At 73.0% G+C, this 23,608-nt stretch carries 16 protein-coding genes, 5 tRNA genes and 1 riboswitch; of the genes, 10 read left to right on the forward strand and 11 right to left on the reverse strand.

What is annotated here, in order from left to right:
* Positions 1-12: 12 nt before the first annotated feature.
* The 5 genes from hrpA to ACSU53_RS16320 form a co-directional block, all read right to left on the reverse strand.
* Complete coding sequence (gene hrpA, locus ACSU53_RS16300; protein ID WP_437028452.1) at positions 13-3,990, reverse strand: ATP-dependent RNA helicase HrpA; 3,978 nt, start codon at positions 3,988-3,990, stop codon at positions 13-15.
* Between the two features lie 116 nt (positions 3,991-4,106).
* A tRNA-Phe gene (locus tag ACSU53_RS16305) sits at positions 4,107-4,180 on the reverse strand.
* Positions 4,181-4,204: 24 nt separating this feature from the next.
* Positions 4,205-4,279, reverse strand: a tRNA-Asp gene (locus tag ACSU53_RS16310).
* A gap of 37 nt (positions 4,280-4,316) precedes the next feature.
* Positions 4,317-4,389, reverse strand: a tRNA-Glu gene (locus tag ACSU53_RS16315).
* Between the two features lie 80 nt (positions 4,390-4,469).
* Positions 4,470-6,131, reverse strand: coding sequence for a metallophosphoesterase family protein (locus ACSU53_RS16320; RefSeq protein ID WP_437028453.1), 1,662 nt, complete (start codon positions 6,129-6,131; stop codon positions 4,470-4,472).
* A gap of 84 nt (positions 6,132-6,215) precedes the next feature.
* Between ACSU53_RS16320 and ACSU53_RS16325 the strand changes: the two genes are divergently transcribed.
* The 4 genes from ACSU53_RS16325 (at position 6,216) to ACSU53_RS16340 (ending at position 10,033) form a co-directional block, all read left to right on the forward strand.
* Positions 6,216-6,566 (forward strand): metallopeptidase family protein, encoded by a 351-nt coding sequence (locus ACSU53_RS16325; RefSeq protein WP_362093656.1) that lies wholly within the window; start codon positions 6,216-6,218, stop codon positions 6,564-6,566.
* Between the two features lie 84 nt (positions 6,567-6,650).
* Positions 6,651-7,184: a hypothetical protein gene (locus ACSU53_RS16330; protein WP_437028455.1), complete on the forward strand. Its 534-nt coding sequence runs from the start codon at positions 6,651-6,653 to the stop codon at positions 7,182-7,184.
* Positions 7,185-7,596: 412 nt separating this feature from the next.
* Positions 7,597-9,804, forward strand: coding sequence for a DEAD/DEAH box helicase (locus ACSU53_RS16335; RefSeq protein ID WP_437028457.1), 2,208 nt, complete (start codon positions 7,597-7,599; stop codon positions 9,802-9,804).
* Positions 9,805-9,960: 156 nt separating this feature from the next.
* A tRNA-Lys gene (locus ACSU53_RS16340) sits at positions 9,961-10,033 on the forward strand.
* 320 nt (positions 10,034-10,353) lie between these two features.
* On the opposite strand, the gene ACSU53_RS16345 is transcribed toward ACSU53_RS16340, so the two are convergent.
* Positions 10,354-10,935, reverse strand: coding sequence for a hypothetical protein (locus ACSU53_RS16345; protein WP_437028459.1), 582 nt, complete (start codon positions 10,933-10,935; stop codon positions 10,354-10,356).
* A 473-nt stretch (positions 10,936-11,408) separates the two neighbouring features.
* Between ACSU53_RS16345 and ACSU53_RS16350 the strand changes: the two genes are divergently transcribed.
* Positions 11,409-12,098, forward strand: a complete 690-nt coding sequence (locus tag ACSU53_RS16350) for an ABC transporter ATP-binding protein (RefSeq protein ID WP_437028461.1) — start codon at positions 11,409-11,411, stop codon at positions 12,096-12,098.
* Positions 12,095-13,291 (forward strand): FtsX-like permease family protein, encoded by a 1,197-nt coding sequence (locus tag ACSU53_RS16355; protein ID WP_437028463.1) that lies wholly within the window; start codon positions 12,095-12,097, stop codon positions 13,289-13,291. The genes ACSU53_RS16350 and ACSU53_RS16355 overlap by 4 nt, the downstream gene beginning before the upstream one ends.
* 67 nt (positions 13,292-13,358) lie before the next feature.
* On the opposite strand, the gene ACSU53_RS16360 is transcribed toward ACSU53_RS16355, so the two are convergent.
* The 5 genes from ACSU53_RS16360 to ACSU53_RS16380 all read right to left on the reverse strand — a co-directional run bounded on the left by ACSU53_RS16360 (position 13,359) and on the right by ACSU53_RS16380 (position 19,122).
* Entirely contained in the window at positions 13,359-15,200 is a 1,842-nt protein-coding gene (locus ACSU53_RS16360; RefSeq protein ID WP_437028465.1) for a glycoside hydrolase family 15 protein, read from the reverse strand.
* 63 nt (positions 15,201-15,263) lie between these two features.
* Positions 15,264-15,710 (reverse strand): DUF7144 family membrane protein, encoded by a 447-nt coding sequence (locus tag ACSU53_RS16365; RefSeq protein ID WP_437028467.1) that lies wholly within the window; start codon positions 15,708-15,710, stop codon positions 15,264-15,266.
* A 319-nt stretch (positions 15,711-16,029) separates the two neighbouring features.
* Positions 16,030-16,482 carry a hypothetical protein gene (locus ACSU53_RS16370; protein WP_437028468.1) on the reverse strand — a complete coding sequence of 151 codons (453 nt, stop codon included), beginning with the start codon at positions 16,480-16,482 and terminating at the stop codon, positions 16,030-16,032.
* Between the two features lie 174 nt (positions 16,483-16,656).
* Complete coding sequence (locus ACSU53_RS16375) at positions 16,657-17,874, reverse strand: cation:proton antiporter (protein ID WP_437028470.1); 1,218 nt, start codon at positions 17,872-17,874, stop codon at positions 16,657-16,659.
* A 921-nt stretch (positions 17,875-18,795) separates the two neighbouring features.
* Positions 18,796-19,122, reverse strand: coding sequence for a DUF3040 domain-containing protein (locus ACSU53_RS16380; protein ID WP_437028472.1), 327 nt, complete (start codon positions 19,120-19,122; stop codon positions 18,796-18,798).
* A 507-nt stretch (positions 19,123-19,629) separates the two neighbouring features.
* On the opposite strand from ACSU53_RS16380, the gene ACSU53_RS16385 reads away from it, so the two are divergent.
* The 4 genes from ACSU53_RS16385 to ACSU53_RS16400 all read left to right on the forward strand — a co-directional run bounded on the left by ACSU53_RS16385 (position 19,630) and on the right by ACSU53_RS16400 (position 22,904).
* A complete protein-coding gene (locus ACSU53_RS16385) occupies positions 19,630-20,622 on the forward strand; it encodes a HAMP domain-containing sensor histidine kinase (RefSeq protein WP_437028473.1) in 993 nt (330 codons plus the stop codon).
* Positions 20,623-20,626: 4 nt separating this feature from the next.
* Positions 20,627-21,292 (forward strand): response regulator, encoded by a 666-nt coding sequence (locus ACSU53_RS16390; RefSeq protein WP_437028475.1) that lies wholly within the window; start codon positions 20,627-20,629, stop codon positions 21,290-21,292.
* 242 nt (positions 21,293-21,534) lie between these two features.
* Positions 21,535-22,668, forward strand: a complete 1,134-nt coding sequence (locus tag ACSU53_RS16395) for a dihydrofolate reductase family protein (protein ID WP_437028477.1) — start codon at positions 21,535-21,537, stop codon at positions 22,666-22,668.
* A gap of 162 nt (positions 22,669-22,830) precedes the next feature.
* Positions 22,831-22,904, forward strand: a tRNA-Met gene (locus ACSU53_RS16400).
* A 538-nt stretch (positions 22,905-23,442) separates the two neighbouring features.
* A riboswitch (cyclic di-AMP (ydaO/yuaA leader) is annotated at positions 23,443-23,600 on the forward strand.
* Positions 23,601-23,608 lie beyond the last annotated feature (8 nt).

Here is a 23,608-nt window from a genome sequence, read left to right on the forward strand (position 1 = left end):
GTGGCCGCACCGTCACGGTGCCAGCGCGTCGATCGCCTTGATGATCCGCTTGTCCGAGACGGGGTGCGCGGTGCCCAGCGCGTGCGCGAAGTAGCTGACCCGCAGCTCCTCGATCATCCACCGGACGTCCCGCACCTGCTGCGGGACCGGGCGGCCCTGGGGCATCTGCTCCAGCAGCCACGCGTACTCGTCCTGCATCTCCCGGACCTTCTCCATGCGGGTGGTGTCCCGCTGGGCGTTGGCGGGCATCTGCTGGAGCCGCCGGTCGGCGGCCACCAGATACCGCATCAGGTCCGGCAGCCTGCGCAGTCCGGCGGCCGTCACGAAGCCCGGCCCCACCAGCGCATCCAACTGCTCCCGGACATCCCGCAGGTTCGCCAGGAGCGCCGGGCTGCGGACCGCCTTCAGCCGTCGCTCGCACGCCTGCCAGGCGGCGAGCACCTGCTGCACCTGCCCCACCGCCCGGACGGTGGTGTCCACGATCTCGGCGCGCACCCGGTCGAACAGCTTGCGGTACGACTCTTCGTCCCACACCGGTCCGCCGAAGTCGGCGATCAGCCGGTCGGCCGCCGCCATGGCGCAGTCGTCGAACAGCGCCTGCATCGAACCGTGCGGATTCGCGGACAGCGCCAGCTTCTGCTGGTTCGTCAGCTTTTCGGATGCGAACTTCGCGGGGTTGACCGGGATGTTCCGCAGGATGAGGCGGCGGGTGCCCTTCCACATCGCCTCCTGCTGCTCGGCCTCGGTGTCGAACAGCCGCACCGACACGGTGTCGCCGTCGTCCACCAGCGCCGGGTAGGCCTTGACGGGCTGGCCGGCCCGGCGGGTCTCGAAGACCCGGGTGAGCGTGCCGAGGGTCCAGTCGGTGAGCCCCGAGCGTTCCAGCGACTCGCCGCCGCTGCGCTCGGCGGTGGCCGCGGCGGCGCGGCTCAACGCCTTGCGGGCGCGCGGCTTCAGCCGCAGCCGCAACGCCTCCAGGTCCTTGTCCTCGGCGAGCGTGCGCCGCCGTTCGTCGACGATCCGGAAGGTGATCCGCAGGTGGTCGGGGACCCGCGACCAGTCGAAGTCCTCCGCGTCGAAGGGGACACCCACCATGCGCTTCAGCTCGCGGGCCATCGTCACGGTCAGCGGCTCCTGGAGCGGGACCGCCCGCTCCAGGAACGCCTTGGCGTAGTTGGGCGCCGGGACGTAGTGCCGGCGCACCGGCTTGGGCAGGGAGCGGATCAGCTCCGTGACGACCTGTTCGCGCAGGCCGGGGATCTGCCAGTCGAAGCCCTCGTCGGTGACCTGGTTCAGCACCTGGAGCGGGATGTGCACGGTCACGCCGTCGGCGTCGGCGCCGGGCTCGAACTGGTACGTCACCCGGAACTTCAGCGGACCCTGCCGCCAGGTGTCGGGGTAGTCGGCCTTGGTGACGGCCTGAGCCGACTCCCGGATGAGCATCTCCCGCTCGAAGTCCAGGTAATCGGGCTGCTCGTGCCGCTTGCGCTTCCACCAGGAGTCGAAGTGGGCGCCGGAGACGACGTGTTCGGGGATCCGCTGCTCGTAGAAGTCGAACAGCGTCTCGTCGTCCACCAGGATGTCCCGTCGCCGGGCCCGGTGCTCCAGTTCCTCCACCTCGGTGAGCAGCCGGCGGTTGTCGGCGAAGAACTTGTGGTGCGTGCGCCAGTCGCCCTCCACCAGGGCGTGGCGGATGAACAGCTCGCGGGAGACCTCGGGATCGATCCGGCCGTAGTTCACCTTGCGGTGCGCCACGATCGGCACGCCGTACAGGGTGACCTTCTCGTAGGCCATCACCGCCGCCTGGTCCTTCTCCCAGTGCGGCTCGCTGTAGGTGCGCTTGAGCAGGTGCTCCGCGAGCGGTTCCACCCACTCCGGCTCGATCTTCGCGTTGACCCGCGCCCACAGCCGGGACGTCTCGACCAGCTCCGCCGACATCACGAACCGCGGCGGCTTCTTGAACAGGGCGGAGCCGGGGAAGATCGCGAACTTGGCGTTGCGGGCGCCGATGTACTCGCCGCGCCCGCCGTCCTTGCGGCCGGCCGGGGCGGAGTCCTTGGACTCCTTGACGTCCTTCATGCCGATGTGGGACAGCAGCCCGGCCAGCAGGGAGACGTGGATGCGGTCGGCGGGGGCGTCCTGGTCGTTGAGGTGGATGCCCATCTGCTTGGCGACCGTGCGCAGCTGGGTGTAGATGTCCTGCCACTCGCGGATGCGCAGGAAGTTGAGGAACTCCTGCTTGCACATGCGGCGGAACGAGGAGGAGCCCCGCTCCTTCTGCTGCTCGCGCACGTAGCGCCACAGGTTCAGGTAGGCGAGGAAGTCGCTGGTCTCGTCGCGGAAGCGGGCGTGCTGCTGGTCGGCCTGGGTCTGCTTGTCGGCCGGGCGCTCGCGCGGGTCCTGGATGGACAGGGCGGCGGCGATCACCATGACCTCGCGGACGCAGCCGTTGCGGTCGGCCTCCAGCACCATGCGCGCCAGCCGCGGGTCCACCGGCAGCTGGGCCAGCTTGCGGCCGGTCTGCGTGAGCCGCTTGCGCGGGTCCTTCTGCGAGGCGTCCAGCGCGCCCAGTTCCTGGAGCAGCTGCACACCGTCGCGGATGTTGCGGTGGTCGGGCGGGTCGATGAAGGGGAACTTCTCGATGTCGCCGAGTCCGGCCGCGGTCATCTGCAGGATGACCGAGGCCAGGTTGGTGCGGAGGATCTCCGCGTCCGTGAACTCCGGACGGGACAGGAAGTCGTCCTCGCTGTACAGCCGGATGCAGATGCCGTCCGACGTACGGCCGCAGCGGCCCTTGCGCTGGTTGGCGCTGGCCTGCGAGACGGGTTCGATGGGCAGCCGCTGCACCTTGGTGCGGTGGCTGTAGCGGGAGATGCGGGCGAAGCCCGGGTCGATGACGTACTTGATGCCCGGCACGGTCAGGGACGTCTCGGCCACGTTGGTGGCCAGAACGATCCTGCGGCCGCTGTGCTGCTGGAACACGCGGTGCTGCTCGGCATGGGAGAGCCGCGCGTACAGGGGCAGCACTTCGGTCGAGCGGTACCGCTTCTTCGTCAGGGCGTCGGCGGTGTCGCGGATCTCGCGTTCGCCGGAGAGGAAGACCAGGATGTCCCCGGGCCCTTCGGTCATCAGCTCCTCGACCGCGTCCGTGATCGCCGTGATCTGGTCGCGGTCCGCGTCCTCGGAGTCCTCCTCCAGCAGCGGACGGTAGCGCACCTCCACCGGGTACGTCCGGCCGCTGACCTCGACGATGGGGGCGTCGCCGAAGTGCCGGGAGAAACGCTCCGGGTCGATGGTCGCCGAGGTGATGACGACCTTGAGGTCCGGGCGCTTGGGCAGCAGCTGCGCGAGGTAGCCGAGCAGGAAGTCGATGTTCAGGGACCGCTCGTGCGCCTCGTCGATGATGATCGTGTCGTAGGCGCGCAGCTCGCGGTCGGTCTGGATCTCCGCGAGCAGGATGCCGTCGGTCATCAGCTTGATGAACGTGGCCTCGGGGTTCACCTGATCGGTGAACCGGACCTTCCAGCCGACGGCTTCCCCGAGCGGCGATTCGAGCTCCTCGGCCACCCGCTCGGCCACCGTGCGGGCGGCGATCCGCCGGGGCTGGGTGTGCCCGATCATGCCCCGTACGCCGCGGCCCAGTTCCAGGCAGATCTTCGGGATCTGCGTGGTCTTGCCGGACCCCGTCTCGCCCGCGACGATCACCACCTGGTGATCGCGGATCGCCTCGGCGATCTCGTCCTTCTTCTGGCTGACCGGCAGCTGCTCCGGATACCGCACCTCGGGCACGCGCGAGCGGCGTGCGGCCATGCGCTCCTCGGCCCCGGTGACCTCCGTCTCGATCTCCGCGAGCACGGCGACACGGGCCTCGGGCTTGCGGATCTTGCGGGCGCCCTCCAGCCGCCGGCCGAGCCGGTGCGCGTCGCGCAGCGACAGGTCGGCGAGGCGGGAGGCGAGGGAACCGAGAGCGGGGGCAGGGTGCGTAGACATACCGATTCCAGGATCTCATCCCGCGGAAATACGCGGCCAACGGTTTTGCCGGGGAGCCGGGCCGCAGGACCCGGGGGACGCAACAAGGCCCCGATCGGTGATCGGGGCCTTTGCTGTGGCTGGGGCCGGGGTCGAACCGGCGACCTTCCGCTTTTCAGGCGGACGCTCGTACCAACTGAGCTACCCAGCCGCGATGTTTCACGTGAAACACCAGCGGTCCTGACGGGATTTGAACCCGCGGCCTCCACCTTGACAGGGTGGCGAGCACTCCAAACTGCTCCACAGGACCAAGCGTGTCGTACGACAGTGTCGCACAGGGTGGTGCGTGCCCCCAACGGGATTCGAACCCGTGCTACCGCCTTGAAAGGGCGGCGTCCTAGGCCGCTAGACGATGAGGGCTATCGGCCCGCCTGGGCGCTTCTCAGCGCGTCGGGGACGTGAGAAGCATATGGGATGGCGGGACCTATCGCCAAAACGGTTTACGGGGTGGCCGTCGGGCGGGTCGCGGGCGGGGAGGGACGCGACCCCGACGGCGACGGAGCAGGGGACGGCGAGGGGGAGGAGGCACCCGGGGAGGAGGCGGAGGACGACGGGGAGACCGACGGCGAGGGGGAGTCCGCGCCGGGCTGGTTCTCCTCGGGCAGATGGCGGCTCACCTCGGCCGTCGTCAGACCGAGCCCGCCCAGCTTGATGGAGTCCCACGCCTGCAGCCGGCGGGTGTCGCGGTCGAAGTAGAGGATCGACGTCTCGATGGGGTCGGGGTGCTCGCCCTCGACGGCGCGCAGCCCGCTGCCGCCGGTCGAGCCCTCGATCCGCAGCCGGGTGCCGTACTCCATGACCTCCATGTCCTGGCGGTGGTAGTGGCCGGCGAGGACCAGCGGCACGGTGCCGTCCACCTCGCGTGCGGCGGACGGCTCGTGGACGAGGGCCACGTCCACCGGCGTCCCGGCCGCCGTCTGGTCGCGCAGGGCGGAGGCGAGACGGGCCCCGGCCAGCTCCTGGGACTCCTCGGCGCCCTTGGCCTGGGAACGGTCGGGGGTGAACTGCGGGTCGCCGATGCCGGCGAAGCGCAGTCCCGCGATGGACTCGGCCCGGCCGTCGTCCAGGACGTGCACGTTCTTCAGATCCTCCAGGTAGCGCTGGGTGACCCGGGAGTCGTGGTTGCCGCGGACCCAGACGTAGGGGGCGCCGAGGTCCTGGACGGGGTCGAGGAAGCCGTTCTCGGCGGCGGTGCCGTGGTCCATGGTGTCGCCGGTGTCGACGATGACGTCCACCTGGTACTGCTTCACCAGCGAGCCGATGATCGCCCAGCTCGCCGGGTTGAGGTGGATGTCGGAGACGTGCAGCACCCGGATGGTGGTCGGGTCCGGCTGGTAGGTGGGCAGGGTGGACGTGGCGTCGTAGAGCTTGGTCACGTTGGTGACCAGACGGGCCAGCTCCTGCTGGTAGACGTCGAACTCGGTGACGATGCTGCGCGCGTCGCCGACGAGCGACGGGGCGGACGACAGCAGGCCGGAGAACCGCGGCTCCAGGACGGAGTCCGGGTTCCAGGTGGCGTAGGCGGTCCCGCCGGAGGCTGCCAGCAGGGCGAAGGCCAGCCCTCCCGCGGCTAGGGCCCGGCGCGGACGGCGGTAGACGATGAGGCCCAGGGCGGTGGCGCCGGTCACCACGGCGATGCAAGAGCGCACGGCGAGGTCGGCCGTGCCGGTGCTGACGTCCCGGGTGACCTCGTCCTGGAGCCCGGAGATGCGCTCGGGGTGGTCGACGAGGGCCTGGGCGCGCTCCGGGTCCAGCTGGTCCACGTTGACGTCCAGGCGCACGGGAGCGGTGTGGCTGTCGAGCTGCAGCGCGCCGAGCGGCGAGACATTGATCTTCGTGCCGCCGGTGAAGGAGGGGCGCAGGGTCATGGTCGTGTCCATGGGCCCGACGGGCACCCGCACATTGCCCACCACGAGGAGCCCGAGCCAGGCGCCGACCAGTACCACGGCCACGAGCCCCAGGGCCCGCGCCCAGGGGCGGCGGCGGGGGGCGAGCTCCACCGCGGCCGCGGAGCGGGGGCGGCGGGCACGGCGGAGGAGGGAGCGCGGCGCGCTCCGGACGCGGCGGAGCACGGTCGACACGGCGGCGGGAACGCGGGCCATTGATCCCGTATGCCCATGTCGGCCGGCGGATATGCGAGGTGCGGATGTGACTCGTACGGACGGGTCGTGGACGACAATGGCGGTGTGCTGGAGATGACACGCGAGGAGTTCGAGGAGCTGGTCGCCGAGGCGCTGGACCGGATCCCGCCGGAGTTGACGCGGCTGATGGACAACGTGGCGGTGTTCGTCGAGGACGAGCCCCCGGCGGACGATCCGGAGCTGCTCGGCCTGTACGAGGGGACCCCGCTCACCGAGCGCGGTGAGTGGTACGCCGGAGTGCTGCCGGACCGCATCACCATCTACCGGATGCCGACGCTGCGGATGTGCGAGTCCCGGGAGGACGTGGTCGCCGAGGCGGAGATCACCGTGGTGCACGAGATCGCGCACCACTTCGGGATCGACGACGCCCGGCTGCACGCCCTCGGCTACGGATAGGTCACTGGTGCGCCCCGCGCGTGTCCTCTTGCGGGTGCCGGGAGTTGGGCCTGTCGACCCAGTACTCCCCACGGAGGTGGCCCCGTGCGCCGCTTGTACGTACCCGCCCGTCTGGCCGCCACGCTGGTCGCCGTCGCCGCTGCCGCCGGCTGCATGAGTGTCGGCGCCGACGGTGCCGACGGGAATGCCGGTCCGTCCCGGCCTGCCGGGCAGCGGGGCGACGACGCGCCGGGTGAGGGGCGTGCGGTCTCGGGCGGCGGCCCCGCCGGGCACGGCGCGGCGTCGGCCGACCGGGTCCGCCCGGGAGGCGAGGACGCAAGGGGCAAGGGCAAGGACAAGAAGGGCAAGGACGGTGAGTCCCCCGACGCCGACGCCTCGCCGTCGGCGTCGGCGAGCCGGCCGGGGCCCGGGGACGCCGGCCCCGTGCGGCCCACTCCGGACGGCCCCGCGCAGCCCGCGCCGACCCGCACCCCGGACCCGCAGCCGACCGCCCCGCCGCCCGAGCCGTCCCAGCCGCCGGAGCCGACGGCCGCGGAGCCCTCCTCGTCGGCGCACGAGCCGCCGGACACCCAGCTGGAGCAGCGGGAACCGGCACCGCGGGCGGGGGCTCCGGCGTAGCGGGACGGCGTCAGCGGGGACGGCCGCGGCGCCGGGGGCGGCGAGTCAGACCGAGACGGGCGAGGCGGGCGAGGCGGGACGGGGATGGTGACATGGCATGGCATGGCGCGGCCTGCCGAGGGACATGGAGGCGGCGCCGCCCCGTACGAGGGATCCGGGCACCCGTCAGGTTGACGGCCTGACCTGCGGTTCCTTTCCGCAGGGAGGTAGCGGTTTGCTTTCAGGGGGGCCGGGTGCGTATGGTGGCAGATCGTTTGATCCTATTTGCCCGGCGCCATCGCAGAGCGCGCCGTGTGGCGCGTACTCTCCTTTGCCGTGGTGGACCGCATCGAGGCGGTCGTAATTTGCGAAGCAGCGAATCACGGAGTTGACGGGCGCGTGCCGAAGAGACTCCGGAAGGTTTCGCATTCGTATGCCCATCGCCAGTACTGATCACGTCGTCGTGCCCGAGAACCCCGAGAGCATCGAGGACCTCGACACCCTCGCGACCATCGAGGACACCGACACCGACGCGGTCACCGGCACCGACGTCACCGCCGACGAGGCGCCCGAGATCACCTTCGCCGACCTCGGTCTCCCCGAGGGCGTCGTGCGCAAGCTCGCGCAGAACGGCGTGACCAGCCCCTTCCCCATCCAGGCCGCGACCATCCCGGACGCCCTGGCCGGCAAGGACATCCTCGGCCGGGGCCGCACCGGCTCCGGCAAGACCCTCTCCTTCGGACTGCCGACCCTGGCCACGCTGGCCGGCGGCCGCACCGAGAAGCACAAGCCGCGGGCCGTCATCCTGACGCCGACGCGTGAACTGGCGATGCAGGTCGCCGACGCGCTCCAGCCCTACGGCGACGTGCTCAACCTGCGCATGAAGGTCGTCTGCGGCGGCACCAGCATGGGCAACCAGATCTACGCCCTGGAACGCGGCGTCGACATCCTGGTCGCCACCCCGGGCCGCCTGCGCGACATCATCAACCGCGGTGCGTGCTCCCTGGAGAACGTGCAGATCGCCGTCCTCGACGAGGCCGACCAGATGTCCGACCTGGGCTTCCTGCCCGAGGTGACCGAACTCCTCGACCAGGTGCCGGCGGGCGGCCAGCGGATGCTGTTCTCCGCGACCATGGAGAACGAGATCAAGACCCTCGTCGACCGCTACCTCAAGGACCCGGTGTCCCACGAGGTCGACGCGGCGCAGGGCGCGGTGACGACCATGTCGCACCACATCCTCGTCGTGAAGCCCAAGGACAAGGCGCCGGTCACCGCGGCCATCGCCTCCCGCAAGGGCCGCACCATCATCTTCGTCCGCACCCAGCTCGGCGCCGACCGCGTCGCCGACCAGCTGCGTGAGGCGGGAGTGAAGGCGGACGCCCTGCACGGCGGCATGACGCAGGGCGCGCGGACCCGGACCCTGGCCGACTTCAAGGACGGCTACGTCAACGTCCTGGTGGCCACGGACGTCGCGGCCCGCGGCATCCACGTCGACGGCATCGACCTCGTCCTCAACGTCGACCCGGCCGGCGACCACAAGGACTACCTGCACCGTGCGGGCCGCACCGCGCGTGCGGGCCGGACCGGCACCGTCGTCTCCCTCTCCCTGCCGCACCAGCGACGCCAGATCTTCCGGCTGATGGAGGACGCGGGCGTCGACGCCACGCGCCACATCATCCAGGGCGGCGCCGCCTTCGACCCCGACGTCGCCGAGATCACCGGCGCCCGGTCCATGACCGAGGTGCAGGCGGAGTCCGCCGGCAACGCGGCCCAGCAGGCCGAGCGCGAGGTCGCGCAGCTCACCAAGGAGCTGGAGCGGGCCCAGCGCCGTGCCACCGAGCTGCGCGAGGAGTCCGACCGACTGCTCGCCCGGGCCGCCCGGGAGCGGGGCGAGGACCCGGCCGCCGCGGTGGCCGAGGCCGCCGCCCAGGCCGAGGCCGAGGCCGCCGAGGTGGTGCTGCCCGAGCAGCCGACCGCACGCGACGTCGAGCGGGCCGAACGCACCGAGCAGTCGGCCCCGTACGAGCGGCGCGAGCGCCGTGACGACCGCCGGGACGGCGACCGTGGCGGCTTCCGCCGTGACGACCGGGGTGACCGTGGTGACCGGGGCGGCCGTTCCTACGACCGTCGCGACGACCGCGGTGGCTTCAACCGTGACCGTGACCGCGACCGTGACCGGGGCGACCGTGGCGGCTTCCGCCGCGACGACCGGGGCGACCGCGGTGACCGCGGCGGCCGTTCCTACGACCGCCGGGACGGCGACCGTGGCGGCTTCCGCCGTGACGACCGGGGCGACCGGGGCGACCGAGGCGAGCGCGGCGGCTTCCGCCGCGACGACCGCCCCGCCCGGTCCTTCGACCGTGACCGTGACCGCGGTGGCCGTTCCTTCGAGCGCCGTGACGACCGCGGCGGCTTCAACCGTGACCGCGACCGTGACCGCGGCGACCGTGGCGGCTTCCGCCGTGACGACCGTGGCGGCCACCGCGGCAGCGACCGCCCCTTCAACCGCGACCGCCAGGGCGACCGCCCCGGTTACCGCTCCAGCGGCCACGACCGCCCCCACGGCCGTCGTGACGACCACCGCAGCGGCGGCAGCTTCGGCCGCCGAGAGGACAAGCCGCGCTGGAAGCGCAACGGCTGACCCGCCCCGCCCGGGCTGAACGCCGTGAGGGCCCGCACGACTTCGGTCGCGCGGGCCCTCACGCTTTCCCGCGGCACATCTCACGCCCCGCCGGGGGCAATACCCGATCGGAGAGGCGGTCACGTCCCGCTATGCTCGGGGAGGCAACATCGCCAAGGGCCCTTAGCTCAATTGGCAGAGCAGTGGACTTTTAATCCATTGGTTGTGGGTTCGAGTCCCACAGGGCCTACCGGCACGGGGTGAAGGCACACACCCTCTGACCTGCTACGCAGCGCCCGGCCGGATTCCGGTCGGGCGCTGCGGCGCGTCCGGGGCGCTGTCGCGACGGGAATGGCCCCGTCGCACCCGGGCCGCCGTTCCCAAGGGCCGACGCACAGATGTGACGCCCACGGGGTGGGGAATGCCGGATACAGGGCTCGGATTGCGCGGACCGCTTGGTGCGGGGCGGCCGCCGGGCCCGCACCGTCGTCGCTCGCCCTCGCGCAGAACGCTCACCGTCCTCCCCTGCGGTCACCGTTCCCCGGGCCACCCGCGATCCGGCGGAGTCGGTCAGTCTTCGGGCGCGCACCACGTCTTGCGCAGGCCCGGGAGGTAGGACCGCATGAACGCCTCGATGCCGGCGTGGCGTCGGGCCAGGGCGTCCTTGCCCTCGACCTCGCTCAGGAGATGGACGCTGAGCACCAGATGCGTGAACGGCCGCTCGGCCATCAACTCCTGTGGATGACCCGGCAGCGGCCGGCACTCCAGCCACACTTCCCCGCCGTCGTCCGCCACGCCCGCGCTGGTCACCTCGACGTCGCCGTCCAACGAGATGCGGCGGTAATTCTTGTGATCGGCGTGCGCGGCCTCCTCCGTCTCGGCGCTGTACCCGACGTCCCGCAGGATCTGCAGCTTGAGCGCGGCCTCATCGTCGACGATCACCCGGCAGAGGTGATAGCGGTAGTCGTTGGTCCGGTTCTCCGAGTACCTGGCGCTCTTCCCTTCGGGGAGCAGCGGCTTGAGGTCGGACGCGTCGGTCCTGATCCCGCACATCTGTCGCGGCAGGGAATAGTTGTGTCCCGGCTTGTCGCCGGAGCAGGCGGTGACAAGGAGAGCGACGGCGCCGACGGCACCGAGGAGTCGGCGGTTCACGATCCCTCACCTGCCGAGGTGTCAGCGGGGGCGTCCGGGTGCGCTGCCTGCGCCAGTCCGGCGAGGGCCGGCACGGCCATGGTTCTGTCGCCCCCCGTGGTCGACCTCGGATACCGGGTGCGCTGCCGCACCAACTTTCATACTAGTCCGCGGAGTCCCGCCCCTCCCCAGAGCAACTGCTCCGGCCCGGTCGTCACGTTCGGCGCAGCGCAGCGTCGCGCGCAGGGGTGAATGCGGTGGGTCCTCGGGTGGCTGGAAGGGGCCGTCGGAAGGACGGAAAGGTGCCGAAGCGGCCGGAGCCGGGTGACGTGGTGGCTCGTGGCCAATGCTTTTTGCACGCCTGCGCATGTGCGACTTTCAGCCATGCACCCGATTGACGGGGACCTATAGCTTTCGGCTTATCGCAGGCCGGCCGGGCTCTTGAGGCGCGCCATGAGCACGGGAGAGAACACCACCCCATGGACACCCACCCCATGAAAACCGCGTCTCCCCCCGCCGTCGTGGCCGAAGGGCTGGCCTTCTCCTACCCGTCCGGGGGAGGGCTGCGGCGTGCCGGCCTCGTGCTCGGGGCGGGGAGCGTGTCCGCCGTCGAGGGGCCCTCGGGGTCGGGCAAGAGCACGCTGCTCGCCGTCCTCGGTCTGATCCTCTCCCCGGACGGCGGGACCCTGCACATCGGCGGTACCGACACCCGGGCGCTGTCGGCCGGGGAGCGGGACCTGCTGCGGCGGCGGTCGATCGGGATCGTGCTGCAGGACCTGGGACTGCTGCCGTTCCTGAACGCCTGGGAGAACGTCGCCGCCGCCTTCGGGCCCCGGCTGGCCCGGCACCGTGACGTGGCCCGGAACCTGCTCGGCGGGCTCGGCATGGGGGAGCTGGCCGACTCACCGGTCACCGAGCTGTCCGGCGGGCAGCGGCAGCGCGTCGCCGTCGCCCGGGCCGCGGTGAAGCAGCCGGTGCTGGTGCTCGCGGACGAGCCGACGTCCGGGCTCGACCCGGCGGCCGCGAACGCCGTGCTCGGAGCCCTGCGTTCGTGCGCGGAGGGGGGTGCCGCCGTGGTCGTGGTGACGCATGACGCGGCCGTCACCGGGTCCTGCGACCGGCGGTACGTGCTCGACGGCGGTGTGCTGTCGGACGCCGGTGCCCGGGAGGGGGAACTCGCGTGAGCCGGTGGAGTCTTCACACCTGGCGGCGTGACGGCCGGTCGCTGCGCCGCGTGGTGCCGGCGCTCACCGTGGTCGCCGCGCTGCTGACCCTGGCCGCGGGGGTGGCGGGCGGTGCGTCGGACGCCGTCGAGCGGGACGTGCTGGGGTCGGGCGGTCTGACGCAGATCGAACTCTCCTCCTTCGAGGACGACGCCTCGGTCCGGCCGCTGACCACCGCCGCGTTGCGGGAGGCCGGGGACGTGGCGGGCGTCCGGCAGGTGGTCGCCGACTACCCCGCCGCGCTCTACGCCGAGGAGGAGGGGACGTACGACCTGACCAGCCGCACGCTCACTCCCGGCGACGACGTGCCGGTCACCGCGGGGACCGTGCCCGCGGTGCTCGGGCCGCGGGACGTCGTGCTCCCGGCCCGGGCCCAGGGAACCGACTTCGGCCCGCTGCTCGGGCGGACCGTCGCCTTCGGGCACACCAGGGCGACCGGGGACGGGTCCGGCACCACCGCCGTGATCCGACTGAGGGTCGCCGCCCTGTACGACCCGGCGTGGCAGGTCGACGGTCCGGACGTCGCCTACCTGTCGGAGGACACCGCCGCCCTGCTGGCCGCCGCTCGGGCCGGACTGGACGTCGACGCCTACCGGGCGAAGGAGGGGGCCCGTTCGGCCGTCGTGGTGGCCGAGCACCAGGACCGGGTGGCGGCGGTCGCCGCAGCCCTGCGCGCCGAGGGGTTCTCGGCCTCCCCGGTGTCGGACCGGGTGCGCAGGCTGCCCGGGCTGTTCGGGGTGGCGGACCTCGCCGTGCGCGCCGGGGTGCTGGTGCTGGCCCTGGCCGCCCTGGGACTCGGCGCCGTCCGGGCCGCGGACAGTGCGCGGGCCCGGCTCGGGCAGTTCGCCGTGCTGCGGATCCTGGGGACCGGCCGGCCGGAGCTGCGGCGGATCCTGCTGGGCGAGGCACTGCTGTCCGGTGGGGTGGCCGGGGTGGCCGGCGCGTTCGCCGGTACGGCTCTCTCGGTGGCCCTGGCCGGTCCGCTGAGCGGGGTGCTCGGGCTGCCGATCTCGGTGGCGGACGCCCTGCCGGGGCCGTTGTGGGCCGGGGCGGCGCTGATGCTCCCCGCTGTCGGGCTGGCCGCGGGCACCTTGCTCGGCAGTCGTGAGGTGCTGCGCCGGGATCCGTATCTCACGGCGCGCGCCCACGGTTGAGCGCGCCGCCCGGGGGGTGTGCCCGCCGCCCCCTGGCCCCGGGCCGGGTCCCGGCGCCCGGCGGGGTTCACGACTCCGCCCGGTCCAGTTCCTCGTCGAGGGCCAGGGCGGCGGTGATGAGGGCGAGGTGGGTGAACGCCTGGGGGAAGTTGCCCAGTTGTTCTCCCGTGGGGCCGATCTCCTCGGCGAAGAGGCCGACGTGGTTGGCGTAGGTGAGCATCTTGTCGAAGGCGTACCGGGCCTGGCCGGGGCGGCCCGCGCGGGCCAGGGCGTCGACGTAGAGGAAGCTGCACAGCGAGAAGGTGCCCTCGTTGCCGCGCAGGCCGTCGGGGGAGGCGGCGGGGTCGTAGCGGTAGACGAGGCTGTCGGAGACGAGTTCGGCCTCCATGGCGTCGAGGGTGGACAGCCAGCGCGGGTCGCGCGGGGCGACGAAGCCGACGGCGGGCATCAGCAGCAGAGAGGCGTCGAGGACGTCGGTGTCGTAGTGCTGGACGAACGCCCGCCGCGTCGGGCTCCAGCCGCGCTCCATGATCTGGCGGAAGACGGCGTCCCGGGCCGTCGTCCAGGCGTCGAGGTCGGCGGGCCGGGCGAGGTCGCGGGCGAGCCGGATGCCGCGGTCGAAGGCGGCCCAGCACATCACGCGGCTGTAGGTGAAGTCCCGCCGCCCGCCGCGGGTCTCCCAGATGCCTTCGTCGGGGCGGTCCCAGTGGCCGGTGAGCCAGTCCAGGACGCCGGACAGCGCGAGCCAGCCGTCGTAGCCCGCCCGGTGGACCGGGTCCCGGGTGTGGGAGAGGGCGTGCACGGCCTCGCCGTAGATGTCGAGCTGGAGCTGGCCCGCGGCACCGTTGCCGATGCGGACGGGGGCCGAGCCGCGGTAGCCCTCCAGGTGGTCCAGGGTCTCCTCGGTGAGGTGGGGGTCCCCGTCGACCCGGTACATGATCTGCAGGGGCTCACCGGTGACGGTGTGGTCCTGGGTGAGGCGGTCGCCGAGCCAGCCGCGGAAGGCGCGGGCCTCCTCGGTGAAGCCGAGGCCGAGCAGGGCGTGCACGGACAGGGAGGCGTCGCGCACCCAGGTGTACCGGTAGTCCCAGTTCCGTTCGCCGCCGAGCTGTTCGGGCAGGCCGGCGGTGGCCGCGGCGACCGGGGCCCCGGTGGGGGCGTAGGTGAGGAGTTTGAGGGTGATGGCCGAGCGGTTGACGGTCTCCTGCCAGCGGCCCCGGTAGCGGCTGCGGCGGATCCAGCGGTGCCAGAAGGCCCAGGTGGCGTCGAAGTCGGCGCGCACGGACTCCGGGGTGGGCGGGGCGGGGGCCGCCGATCCCGCGGCGCAGACGGTGAGGAGGGCGGCGGCCCGTTCGCCCTGGGCCAGGTCCACGGTGGCCCGGACGTCGCCGTCGTCGCTGTCGCCGTCGCGCTCCAGGGTGACGGGGCCGAGGCACTGGAGATGGGCGTCGGTTCCGGGGCCGGCGAAGTGCGCGCTCGCCGAGCCGGGACGCAGGTGGAGGCGGTGCGGGGCGCGGGCGTAGTCGAAGCGGGGGCGGCAGGTGAGGCGGAAGCGCACCCGGCCGCGCGTCACCCGCAGGACGCGGATCAGGCGGTGGCGGTCCGTCGCGGTCTCCGGCTGCTCGACGGGCATGAAGTCGACGACCTCACCGACCCCGTCCGGGGTGAGGAAGCGGGTGACGAGGACGGCCGTGTCGGCCAGGTACAGCTGTCGGGTGGTCACGTCCGGGCCGTCGACGGTGACGGCGAAGTGGCCGCCGCGGTCGTGGTCGAGCAGGGCGGCGAAGAGGCTGGGCGAGTCGAAGCGGGGGGTGCACCACCAGTCGACGACGCCGTCGGAGGAGATCAGCGCCGCGGTCTGGAGGTCGCCCACCAGCCCGTGGTCGGCGATGGGAGGGTAGCGCCGCATGGCAGTCCGCCTTGTGGGGGCGCGGAGGGGCTCGGGCTCACGGTCGTCGGCGGGGCGCGCGGGTCACTCCGGCCGTGCGCTGCCGGGGACGGCGTTCGCCAGGGACCAGATGACGAAGAGGTTGATCGCCATCATGATCACCGACCAGACGGGCGCGTACGGCAGGAACAGGAACTGCGCGACCAGGCTCAGTGACGCCAGCGCGATGCCCGTGGCCCTGGCCCACTCGCGGCCGGTGAGGATCCCCCAGCCGACGACGGCGGCGACGACGCCGAGGACGAGGAGGATCCAGCCCCAGCCGACGAGGCTGACCTCGTAGACGTAGTCGCCGATCCGGGCGTAGACGTCGTCCTCGACGATGGCGGCGATGCCCTGGAACATGGCCAGGACGCCGTTCAGCAGGAGCAGGACCCCGGCGAACGTCGCGCCCCCGGCCGCCCAGGCGGCCCCGTCCGGGGACACCGGGCGGTAGCCGCCCTCGGGCGGACCGGAGTGTGGCTGTGCGGACATGGAACGCACCCCCGTTTCTCGTGGGCGGTGGTGCGGTCACCACCCGTCGGCCCCTTCGACCCTCGGCCCGGACGGCGCCGGCGACCACAGGGGGTGGGCCGAACGGGTGGCGGGGCCGCATCTGCGTCCCGGACGCCGGGAGCGTCCCGGGAGGCGCGCGGCCGGGCGCCCGTGGGCGCGTCCCGGAGCCGGGCCGGCCGCCCGACGGCGGGTCGGTCGCCCGACGGCGGGTCGGTCGCCCGCAGGCGGTCGTTCGAGGCTGCCGCCGGTGGGCCGGGCCGGCCGTGCCCGCGCGTCCCGGGTCCGGGCCCCGGGTGCGTCAGTGGAGCCGTCCGTCGCCCGGCTCGTCCCAGGTGGTCGGAGCCGCGGTCGGGGCCGTGGTCGTCAGGCGGTGGTACGCCGCGCGGGCGTGGGCGAGCCGGGAGACGGTGGTGCCAATCAGGGCGGCGCCCAGGAGACAGCCCAGCCAGGCGGTGTCGCGCGGGCCGGTCCAGCTGAGGGTGCCCGCGGGCGGTATGGCGAAGCCGTTGAGGAACAGCCAGCACAGCAGCGCCGTGCCCGGTGCGGCGGCGAACCGGGCGCACCCGCCGAGGACCGCGGCGAGCAGGGACAGGGCAGCCAGGGCGGGGCCGGGGCCGTGGGGGCCGGACAGCGTGTTCACCAGTGCCACGAGCAGCGGCGCGCCGGCGAAGGCCCCCGCCCAGACCAGTGGGGTCGCCACCGGCCGGGGAACCGGTCGCGGCCCGGTGTGCAGCGTCACCCACTCGATCATGCAGACGCGTCCCCTCCGGTCCGGGTCCCCGCCGGTGCCCGCCGCGCGGCGTCCGGGCGTCCGGACGGGCGGGACGTGCGTCCCGGTCGGATTTTTCCACCGTCCGGCCGCCGACGGGGACGTCGTGCGGGCCGGTGGCTCCGTGCGAGCATCCGCCGGCCCCGCGGCGGCCGGTCACCCACCGGCGTGGACCGGTGCCGTCTGCTCGGCCGACGTGCCGGTCTCCCGCGGACCGCTCGGGGGCCGCCGGGTGAGCCGGCGGGCCAGCGGCTCGGTCCAGCGGGCGGCGAGCGGGCCGACGACGACCAGGATCAGGACGTACGCCGTGGCCAGCGGGCCGATGCGCGGTTCGGTGCCGACGGCGAGCCCGGCGATGACGATGGAGAACTCGCCGCGTGCCACCAGCGTGCCGCCGGCCCGCCAGCGGCCGGCCACCGAGACGCCCGCCCGGCGGGCCGCCCAGTAGCCGGTGCCGATCTTGGTGAACACGGTGACGACGGCCAGCGCGAGCGCGGGGACCAGGACGTGCGGGATGTTCGACGGGTCCGTGTGCAGGCCGAAGAAGACGAAGAAGACCGCGGCGAACAGGTCCCGCAGCGGGGAGAGCAGGTTGTGGGCGCCGTCGGCGACCTCCTTGGACAGCGCGATGCCGACGAGGAAGGCGCCGACGGCGGCCGAGACCTGGAGGTGCTGCGCGACCCCGGCGACCAGCAGCGTCAGCCCCAGCACCACCAGCAGCAGCATCTCCGGGTTGTCGGAGGAGACGGCCCGGCTGACGAGCCGTCCGTGGCGCAGGGCGATGTAGAGGACGGCGCCGACGGTGCCCAGGGAGATCAGCAGGGTGAGGCTGCCGCCGGCGAGGCTCACGCCGGCCAGCAGTGCGGTGAGGATGGGCAGGTAGACGGCCATGGCGAGGTCTTCGAGGACCAGGACGCCGAGCACCACCGGGGTCTCCCGGTTGCCGACCCGGCCGAGGTCGCCGAGCACCTTGGCGATGACACCCGAGGACGAGATCCACGTCACGCCGGCCAGGGCGATGGCGCCCACCGGGCCCCAGCCGAGGATCAGGGCGGCGATGGCGCCGGGCGCGGCGTTGAGCACGAAGTCGACCGCGCCGGAGGGGTACTGCGTCTTGAGGGTGGTGACGAGGTCGGAGGCGCTGTATTCCAGGCCGAGCATGAGCAGCAGCAGGATGACGCCGATCTCCGCACCGGTGGCGACGAACTCCTCGCTGGCCTGCAGGGGCAGGATGCCGCCGTGGCCGAAGGCCAGACCGGCGAGCAGGTAGAGGGGTATGGGCGAGAAGCCGACCCGGCCGGCGAGACGGCCCAGCAGGCCGAGGGCGAGGATGATCGCGCCTAGTTCGATGAGCATGGCCGTGGTGTTGTGCACGGGCGTCTGTCCTCCGTGGGGTGGGTGCGGTGGCGGCGTCTCGGCCCTGGGCGGCGCCGGCCGCCTGCCGGTGGTGGGCCGGGGAGGCGGTGGCCGGTCGTGCCGGTCGGTGGGCGGGTGGGCGGTCGGACGGGGCGTCACGGGTGCGCGGTGCGCGGAGGGACCGCGGACGGGCCGGGGCCTGTTCGCGGGGTCTGCTCGGGGAGCTTCGGTGCGCTGGTCGCTGTCGCGGTGCCGGGTGGGGTGCGGAAAGGGGAGAGGGGCGAGTGAGGTGAGGGGGAGCCCGGGGCCGGCCCCCGGGGGCCGGATGCCGCGGGGCGGGTGACGAGGGTCAGCGCCGTGCGCGGCCGGTGCGGCGGCGGGCGGCGCTGCCGGTATCGGGAAGGTGGTCGCGGGCGGCGTTGTCGACACGTATGGGGATCACTCGACCCATGTCACGCCCCCTGCCCATGTCTCACCGGTGTGGCCGGTCGTCCACCGAACGTCGTCTGCCGGCCGTCGCCCGGCCGGGCAGCGGCCGGTCGTCGGCGACCGGCCCCGCACCCACTGCCCCCGGCGCCGATGACCCGGCGCTCGCGGAAGTACGCACTCAACGCCCGACGAACGAGCGGAGCGCGGCTCAACGGAGCGTAAGCGCTTGGCAAAAATTTTAGCGCACCCCATATCGGGATGCGCCAGGGCAAACGTTTACACAAGCGAACAAAGAGGTCGCCGATCACGTCGAGGCATCGGCCACATCACAGCCCGGGGACGGAGGCGTCCCGCATCCGGGAGCGGCACCCACCGGCCGACGGTGACGCCCCGCGTGCCGGGCACCGTCGGCCCCCACGTGCCCGGGGCCGACCGGCCGAAGCCGCACGGTGCGTCCACCGCTGCCGAGCGCCGACGCCGGGGAGACGCCGGCGCGGGGGTGCGGCGGCATCAGCGGCGGGACGGCCCGTCGTCGTCGCCCCGGGCGCCGTGGACACCGTCGCCCTCGCTGTCGCGCTTGCGCGGGGGGTACGGGTCGAAGAGCTGGACGCCGATGCCGCTGAGCACCAGGCCCGCGGCGATGAGCAGTCCGTCCGGCATGATCAGACCCGCGAGCAGCAGGACCAGCCCGATGCCGAGCACCCACCAGGCACGGGTGCGCCGGTACTCCCGCGGCAGTGCCGGCCGGCCGCTGGACAGGGAGCGGGCGAAGCGGGGATCGTCCCGCTCGACTCGGGCCGCGAGATCGACGAGGCGCTGGTCATCGGACGTGGGCACGTCTCCTCCTTCCCGAAACGGAGGCAGCCCGGCGTCACCGGACCGCCACCTCTGAGAGACCGCCGGGCATCGGTCCCGCGACGCCGGGCGCAAGCTGAACGGCCGGCCACGCATCGGGCCGACGCCGGGAATGTGCCCGTGGGCCTGTCTGGTCATCCGCTTCGGTGGGGGTACGGCGAAGCCGGGCTTCCCTTGCTTCCAAGGGTCTCGTGCGGGGACCTCTTCCACCATCAGGTCCGACCCTCATCTTTGTGGGGGCGCACCCTGCAGACACCCCGTCGCCTACAGGTGCCGACGGGGCGAAAATGGGGACTGTCACGGATGGCGCACCGCTCGAACAGCACTCACGCTGGGACGTGTCGGCCCGCGCCCGTGTCCCGCCGGTCGTGGTCCGGCGGCGGCTTCCGTCGGACGTCCGACGGCCTGTCCGGCCCCCCTCGGCCGGGGGAGTCACCGGGAGCCTACGACAAACGGCCCGCGGTGGGCAGGGCGAGGAGGCGGTAACGGGTGCCACTGTTCTGGCGGATCTTCCTGCTGAACGCGATCGTGCTGATCACCGCCACCGCCCTGCTGCTCGGCCCGGTCACCGTGTCCACCCCGGTGCTGCTCACCGAGGCCGCGGTGCTCACCGTGGGACTCGCCGCCATGCTCGGTGCCAACGCCCTCCTGCTGCGCGTCGGCCTCGCCCCGCTGGACCGCCTCACCCGTGCCATGACCACCACCGACCTGCTCCGCCCCGGCCGCCGCCCGGAGGTCTCCGGGGGCGGGGAGATCGCCGAGCTGATCAGCACGTACAACACGATGCTGGACCGGCTGGAGGACGAGCGCGCCACCAGCAGCGCCCGCGCCCTGTCCGCGCAGGAGGGCGAGCGGCGCCGCATCGCACAGGAGCTGCACGACGAGGTCGGGCAGAGCCTCACCGCCGTGCTGCTGCAGCTGAAGCGGGTCACCGACCACGCCCCGCCCGAGCTGCACGACGAGCTGCGCCTGGTGCAGGAGACCACGCGCAGCAGCCTGGACGAGATCCGCCGCATCGCCCGCCGGCTGCGCCCCGGGGTGCTGGACGAACTGGGCCTGGCCAGTGCCCTGAAGTCGTTCGCCACGGAGTTCGGCGGCGAGGGGCTCGGCGTGCAGACCCGGATCGACCCCGACCTGCCCGACCTGGGCCCCGAGGCCGAGCTGGTGCTCTACCGGGTGGCCCAGGAAGGGCTCACCAACATCGTCCGCCACGCACGGGCCCGCCGCGCCGAGATCGTCCTGCGGCGCATGCCCGGCGGCGTCGAACTGCTGGTCCGCGACGACGGCCGCGGCATCGTCGACGCGGCCGAGGGGGCGGGCATCCGCGGCATGCGCGAGCGCGCCCTGCTCATCGGCGCCGACCTCAGCGTGGGCCCGGCCGCCGGCGGCGGCACCCAAGTACGCCTGGCCGTCCCCGTGCCCGTACGGGGACCCGCACCGACGTGGACCCCCGTGATCGACGCCCCCGACCGGAAACACTGAACCCATGACCGACGAGGCCCCCACCCCCACCCGCATCCTCCTCGCCGACGACCACGCGCTGGTCCGGCGAGGGGTCCGTCTCATCCTCGACGGCGAACCGGACTTGACCGTCGTCGCCGAGGCGGACGACGGCGCCGACGCCGTCGAACAGGCCCGCGCCCACCGCCCCGACCTGGCCATCCTCGACATCGCCATGCCCCGCCTGACCGGCATTCAGGCGGCCCGTGAGCTGGCCCGCGTGGTGCCGGAGACGCGGATACTCATCCTGACCATGTACGACAACGAGCAGTTCTTCTTCGAGGCGCTCGGAGCCGGCGCGTCCGGCTACGTGCTCAAGTCCGTCGCCGACCGCGACCTCGTCGAGGCGTGCCGGGCCACCATGCGGGGCGAGCCGTTCCTCTACCCCGGAGCGGTCAACGCCCTCATCCGCAACTACCTGGATCTCACCCGGGACGGCGGGCACGTGCCGGCCAAAGCGATCACGGACCGGGAGGAGGAGATCCTGAAGCTGGTCGCTGAGGGCCACACCTCCCAGCAGATCGCCGACCTGCTCACCATCAGCCCCAAGACGGTGGAGCGGCACCGGGCCAACCTGCTGTCCAAGCTCGGCCTCAAAGACCGTCTGGAACTCACCCGGTACGCGATCCGGGTGGGACTGATCGAGCCCTGACGCCGCCGGGTGACCGGAGCGCCGGTTGGGTTATGACCCCGACCCTGAGGCCGTGAAACCGGTGATCCACGGCCGGCGGTGGTGACTCATGGCCGATCCGTGACCGGGGCACTGTGCCCCGTGCCCCGTGACCGGTGCCGGACGGCCGGTTGCCAGACTGGCCCGGGCCGCACCGTCCCCGGTCGCCGGCCGCCGCGCACCGTCCCGGCCCCCCGCCGGCCCGCACCCCTTGGAGTCCGCCGATGCCCCACCCGTACGTCCTGCTGTCCGCCGCCGTCTCCCTCGACGGCTACCTGGACGACACCGGCCCCGAGCGGCTCCTGCTGTCCAGTCCGGCCGACTTCGACCGGGTCGACGAGGTGCGGGCCTCGGTGGACGCGGTGCTCGTCGGGGCGGGCACCCTGCGGGCCGACAACCCGCGGCTGCTGGTCAACTCGCCCGAGCGGCGCGCCGCCCGGGTCGCCGACGGTCTGCCGGAGTACCCGCTGAAGGTCACCGTCAGCGGCTCCGGCGACCTGGACCCGGCGGCCCGCTTCTGGCACACGGGCGGCGAGAAGCTCCTGTACACGACGGACCGGGGCGCTGAGCGCGCCCGCGCCCTCGGACTGGCCACCGACGTCGTCGCGCTCGGCGGGGAGCTGGACTGGCGGCGCCTGCTGGAGCACCTGCACGACGTGCGCGGCGTGCGCCGGCTCATGGTGGAGGGCGGCGGCCTGATCCACACCCAGCTCGTCACCCAGGGCCTCGCCGACGAACTCCAGCTGGTCCTCGCCCCGTTGTTCGTCGGCGACCCGGAGGCGCCCCGCCTCTTCGGTCCCGGCTCCTACCAGGGCGGGCGGCTGCGGCTGCTGGAGACCCGGCAGATCGGTGACGTGGTCCTGATGCGCTACGCGCCCACCGCGCCCGGCACCGGCGAACTCCCGCACGCCGCCGACCTCCACTGGCTCGCCGTCGCCTGCGACCTGGCGGCCCGGTGCACGCCGTCGGACACGGCGTTCAGCGTGGGAGCGGTCGTGGTCGCGGCCGACGGCACGGAGCTGGCACGCGGTCACTCCCGGGAAGGCGGGGACCCGTTGGTCCACGCGGAGGAGGCCGCGCTCGCCAAGACCGACCCCGCCGATCCCCGGCTCGCCACCGCCACGGTGTACTCCAGCCTGGAGCCCTGTGCCCGCCGCGCCTCCCGCCCCGCCCCCTGCGCCCGGCTCCTGCTGGACGCGGGGGTGCGACGGGTGGTGACCGCCTGGCGCGAGCCCGCCACCTTCGTCGAGGACGCCGACGGCAGCGGGGTGCTGACGGCCGGGGGCGCCACCGTGGTCGTCGTGCCGGAGCTGGAGGAACGCGCCAAGGCACCGAACGCGCACCTGACCGGCCGGTGACGGTGCGGGGAGCCGCCCCGGGGACGGGGGCAGGGCCGGGGCGGTCCGTTCCCTCCGGTGAACCGGGAGGGGGAGGGGAGCGGGAAGAGGGGGCGCAGGCAGGGGTGGCAGAAAGGCGTGTGCGGAGCGTTCCGCGCATGCCGTACACTGGTGTCACAACGACGCGGGGTGGAGCAGCTCGGTAGCTCGCTGGGCTCATAACCCAGAGGTCGCAGGTTCAAATCCTGTCCCCGCTACTGAAGGCCGAGGGCCGGAACCCACAGGGTTCCGGCCCTCGGTGCGTGACGCCCCGCCGGCGGCTTCCGGTCCGTCCCGCACGGTCCGTCCCGCACGGTCCTTCCCCAGCGTGCGACGAGGTCGGTGCCGTACACCCACACGTCCCCGCCCAGGCCTGCGCTGTGGCGTGCGCTCCGGCGGGTGCCCCGGCTCGGGCTCACTGCCCGGGGCTCACCCGTCTCCCTCTCCGCGGGCTCACCGCTCCCTCTCTGCGGGCTCACCGCCGACTCTCTATCTCCGTCGGTACGCCCTTTCACGCTCACCCTCCGTGGTCACGGGCCGTGGCCGGGCGATCTCTCTCGGGTAACATATGACGCACCGTCAGAAAATGACGGTCGTTCGAAGGGGCGTCAACTCGCCCGTTTTGGCCTGCTCATGGCCGGTAAGTCCGTACGGAATTCGTTAACGATCAACGGGAACCGCTTGGAATCCGGCCCCGGGGTCTATTAACGTTCGATAACGCAGCGCGGTTGTCCCAGCCGTCACACGAGTCGGCTCCGTGCGCACGCGCCGAATCCCGCAAGGGAACCGGGGAACCACCACCTTGGGGTGAATCGCGTGGATGCCCCCGTGGAGACACGGGCGGTATACGCGCGTAGGAGACCTTCCTGCTCCGAACCCGTCAGCTAACCCGGTAGGCGGAGAAGGAAGGAAAGGAGTACGC

It is taken from the genome of Streptomyces sp. enrichment culture (assembly GCF_964273255.1).
Taxonomy (GTDB): Bacteria; Actinomycetota; Actinomycetes; order Streptomycetales; family Streptomycetaceae; genus Streptomyces.

Excerpts from the sequence above, each read along its gene's own strand:
- hrpA (WP_437028452.1), bottom strand. The coding sequence starts at position 3,990 with ATGTCTACGCACCCTGCCCCCGCTCTCGGTTCCCTCGCCTCCCGCCTC.
- ACSU53_RS16320 (WP_437028453.1), bottom strand. The coding sequence starts at position 6,131 with ATGGCCCGCGTTCCCGCCGCCGTGTCGACCGTGCTCCGCCGCGTCCGG.
- ACSU53_RS16335 (WP_437028457.1), top strand. The coding sequence starts at position 7,597 with ATGCCCATCGCCAGTACTGATCACGTCGTCGTGCCCGAGAACCCCGAG.
- ACSU53_RS16350 (WP_437028461.1), top strand. The coding sequence starts at position 11,409 with ATGAAAACCGCGTCTCCCCCCGCCGTCGTGGCCGAAGGGCTGGCCTTC.
- ACSU53_RS16360 (WP_437028465.1), bottom strand. The coding sequence starts at position 15,200 with ATGCGGCGCTACCCTCCCATCGCCGACCACGGGCTGGTGGGCGACCTC.
- ACSU53_RS16365 (WP_437028467.1), bottom strand. The coding sequence starts at position 15,710 with ATGTCCGCACAGCCACACTCCGGTCCGCCCGAGGGCGGCTACCGCCCG.
- ACSU53_RS16370 (WP_437028468.1), bottom strand. The coding sequence starts at position 16,482 with ATGATCGAGTGGGTGACGCTGCACACCGGGCCGCGACCGGTTCCCCGG.
- ACSU53_RS16390 (WP_437028475.1), top strand. The coding sequence starts at position 20,627 with ATGACCGACGAGGCCCCCACCCCCACCCGCATCCTCCTCGCCGACGAC.
- ACSU53_RS16395 (WP_437028477.1), top strand. The coding sequence starts at position 21,535 with ATGCCCCACCCGTACGTCCTGCTGTCCGCCGCCGTCTCCCTCGACGGC.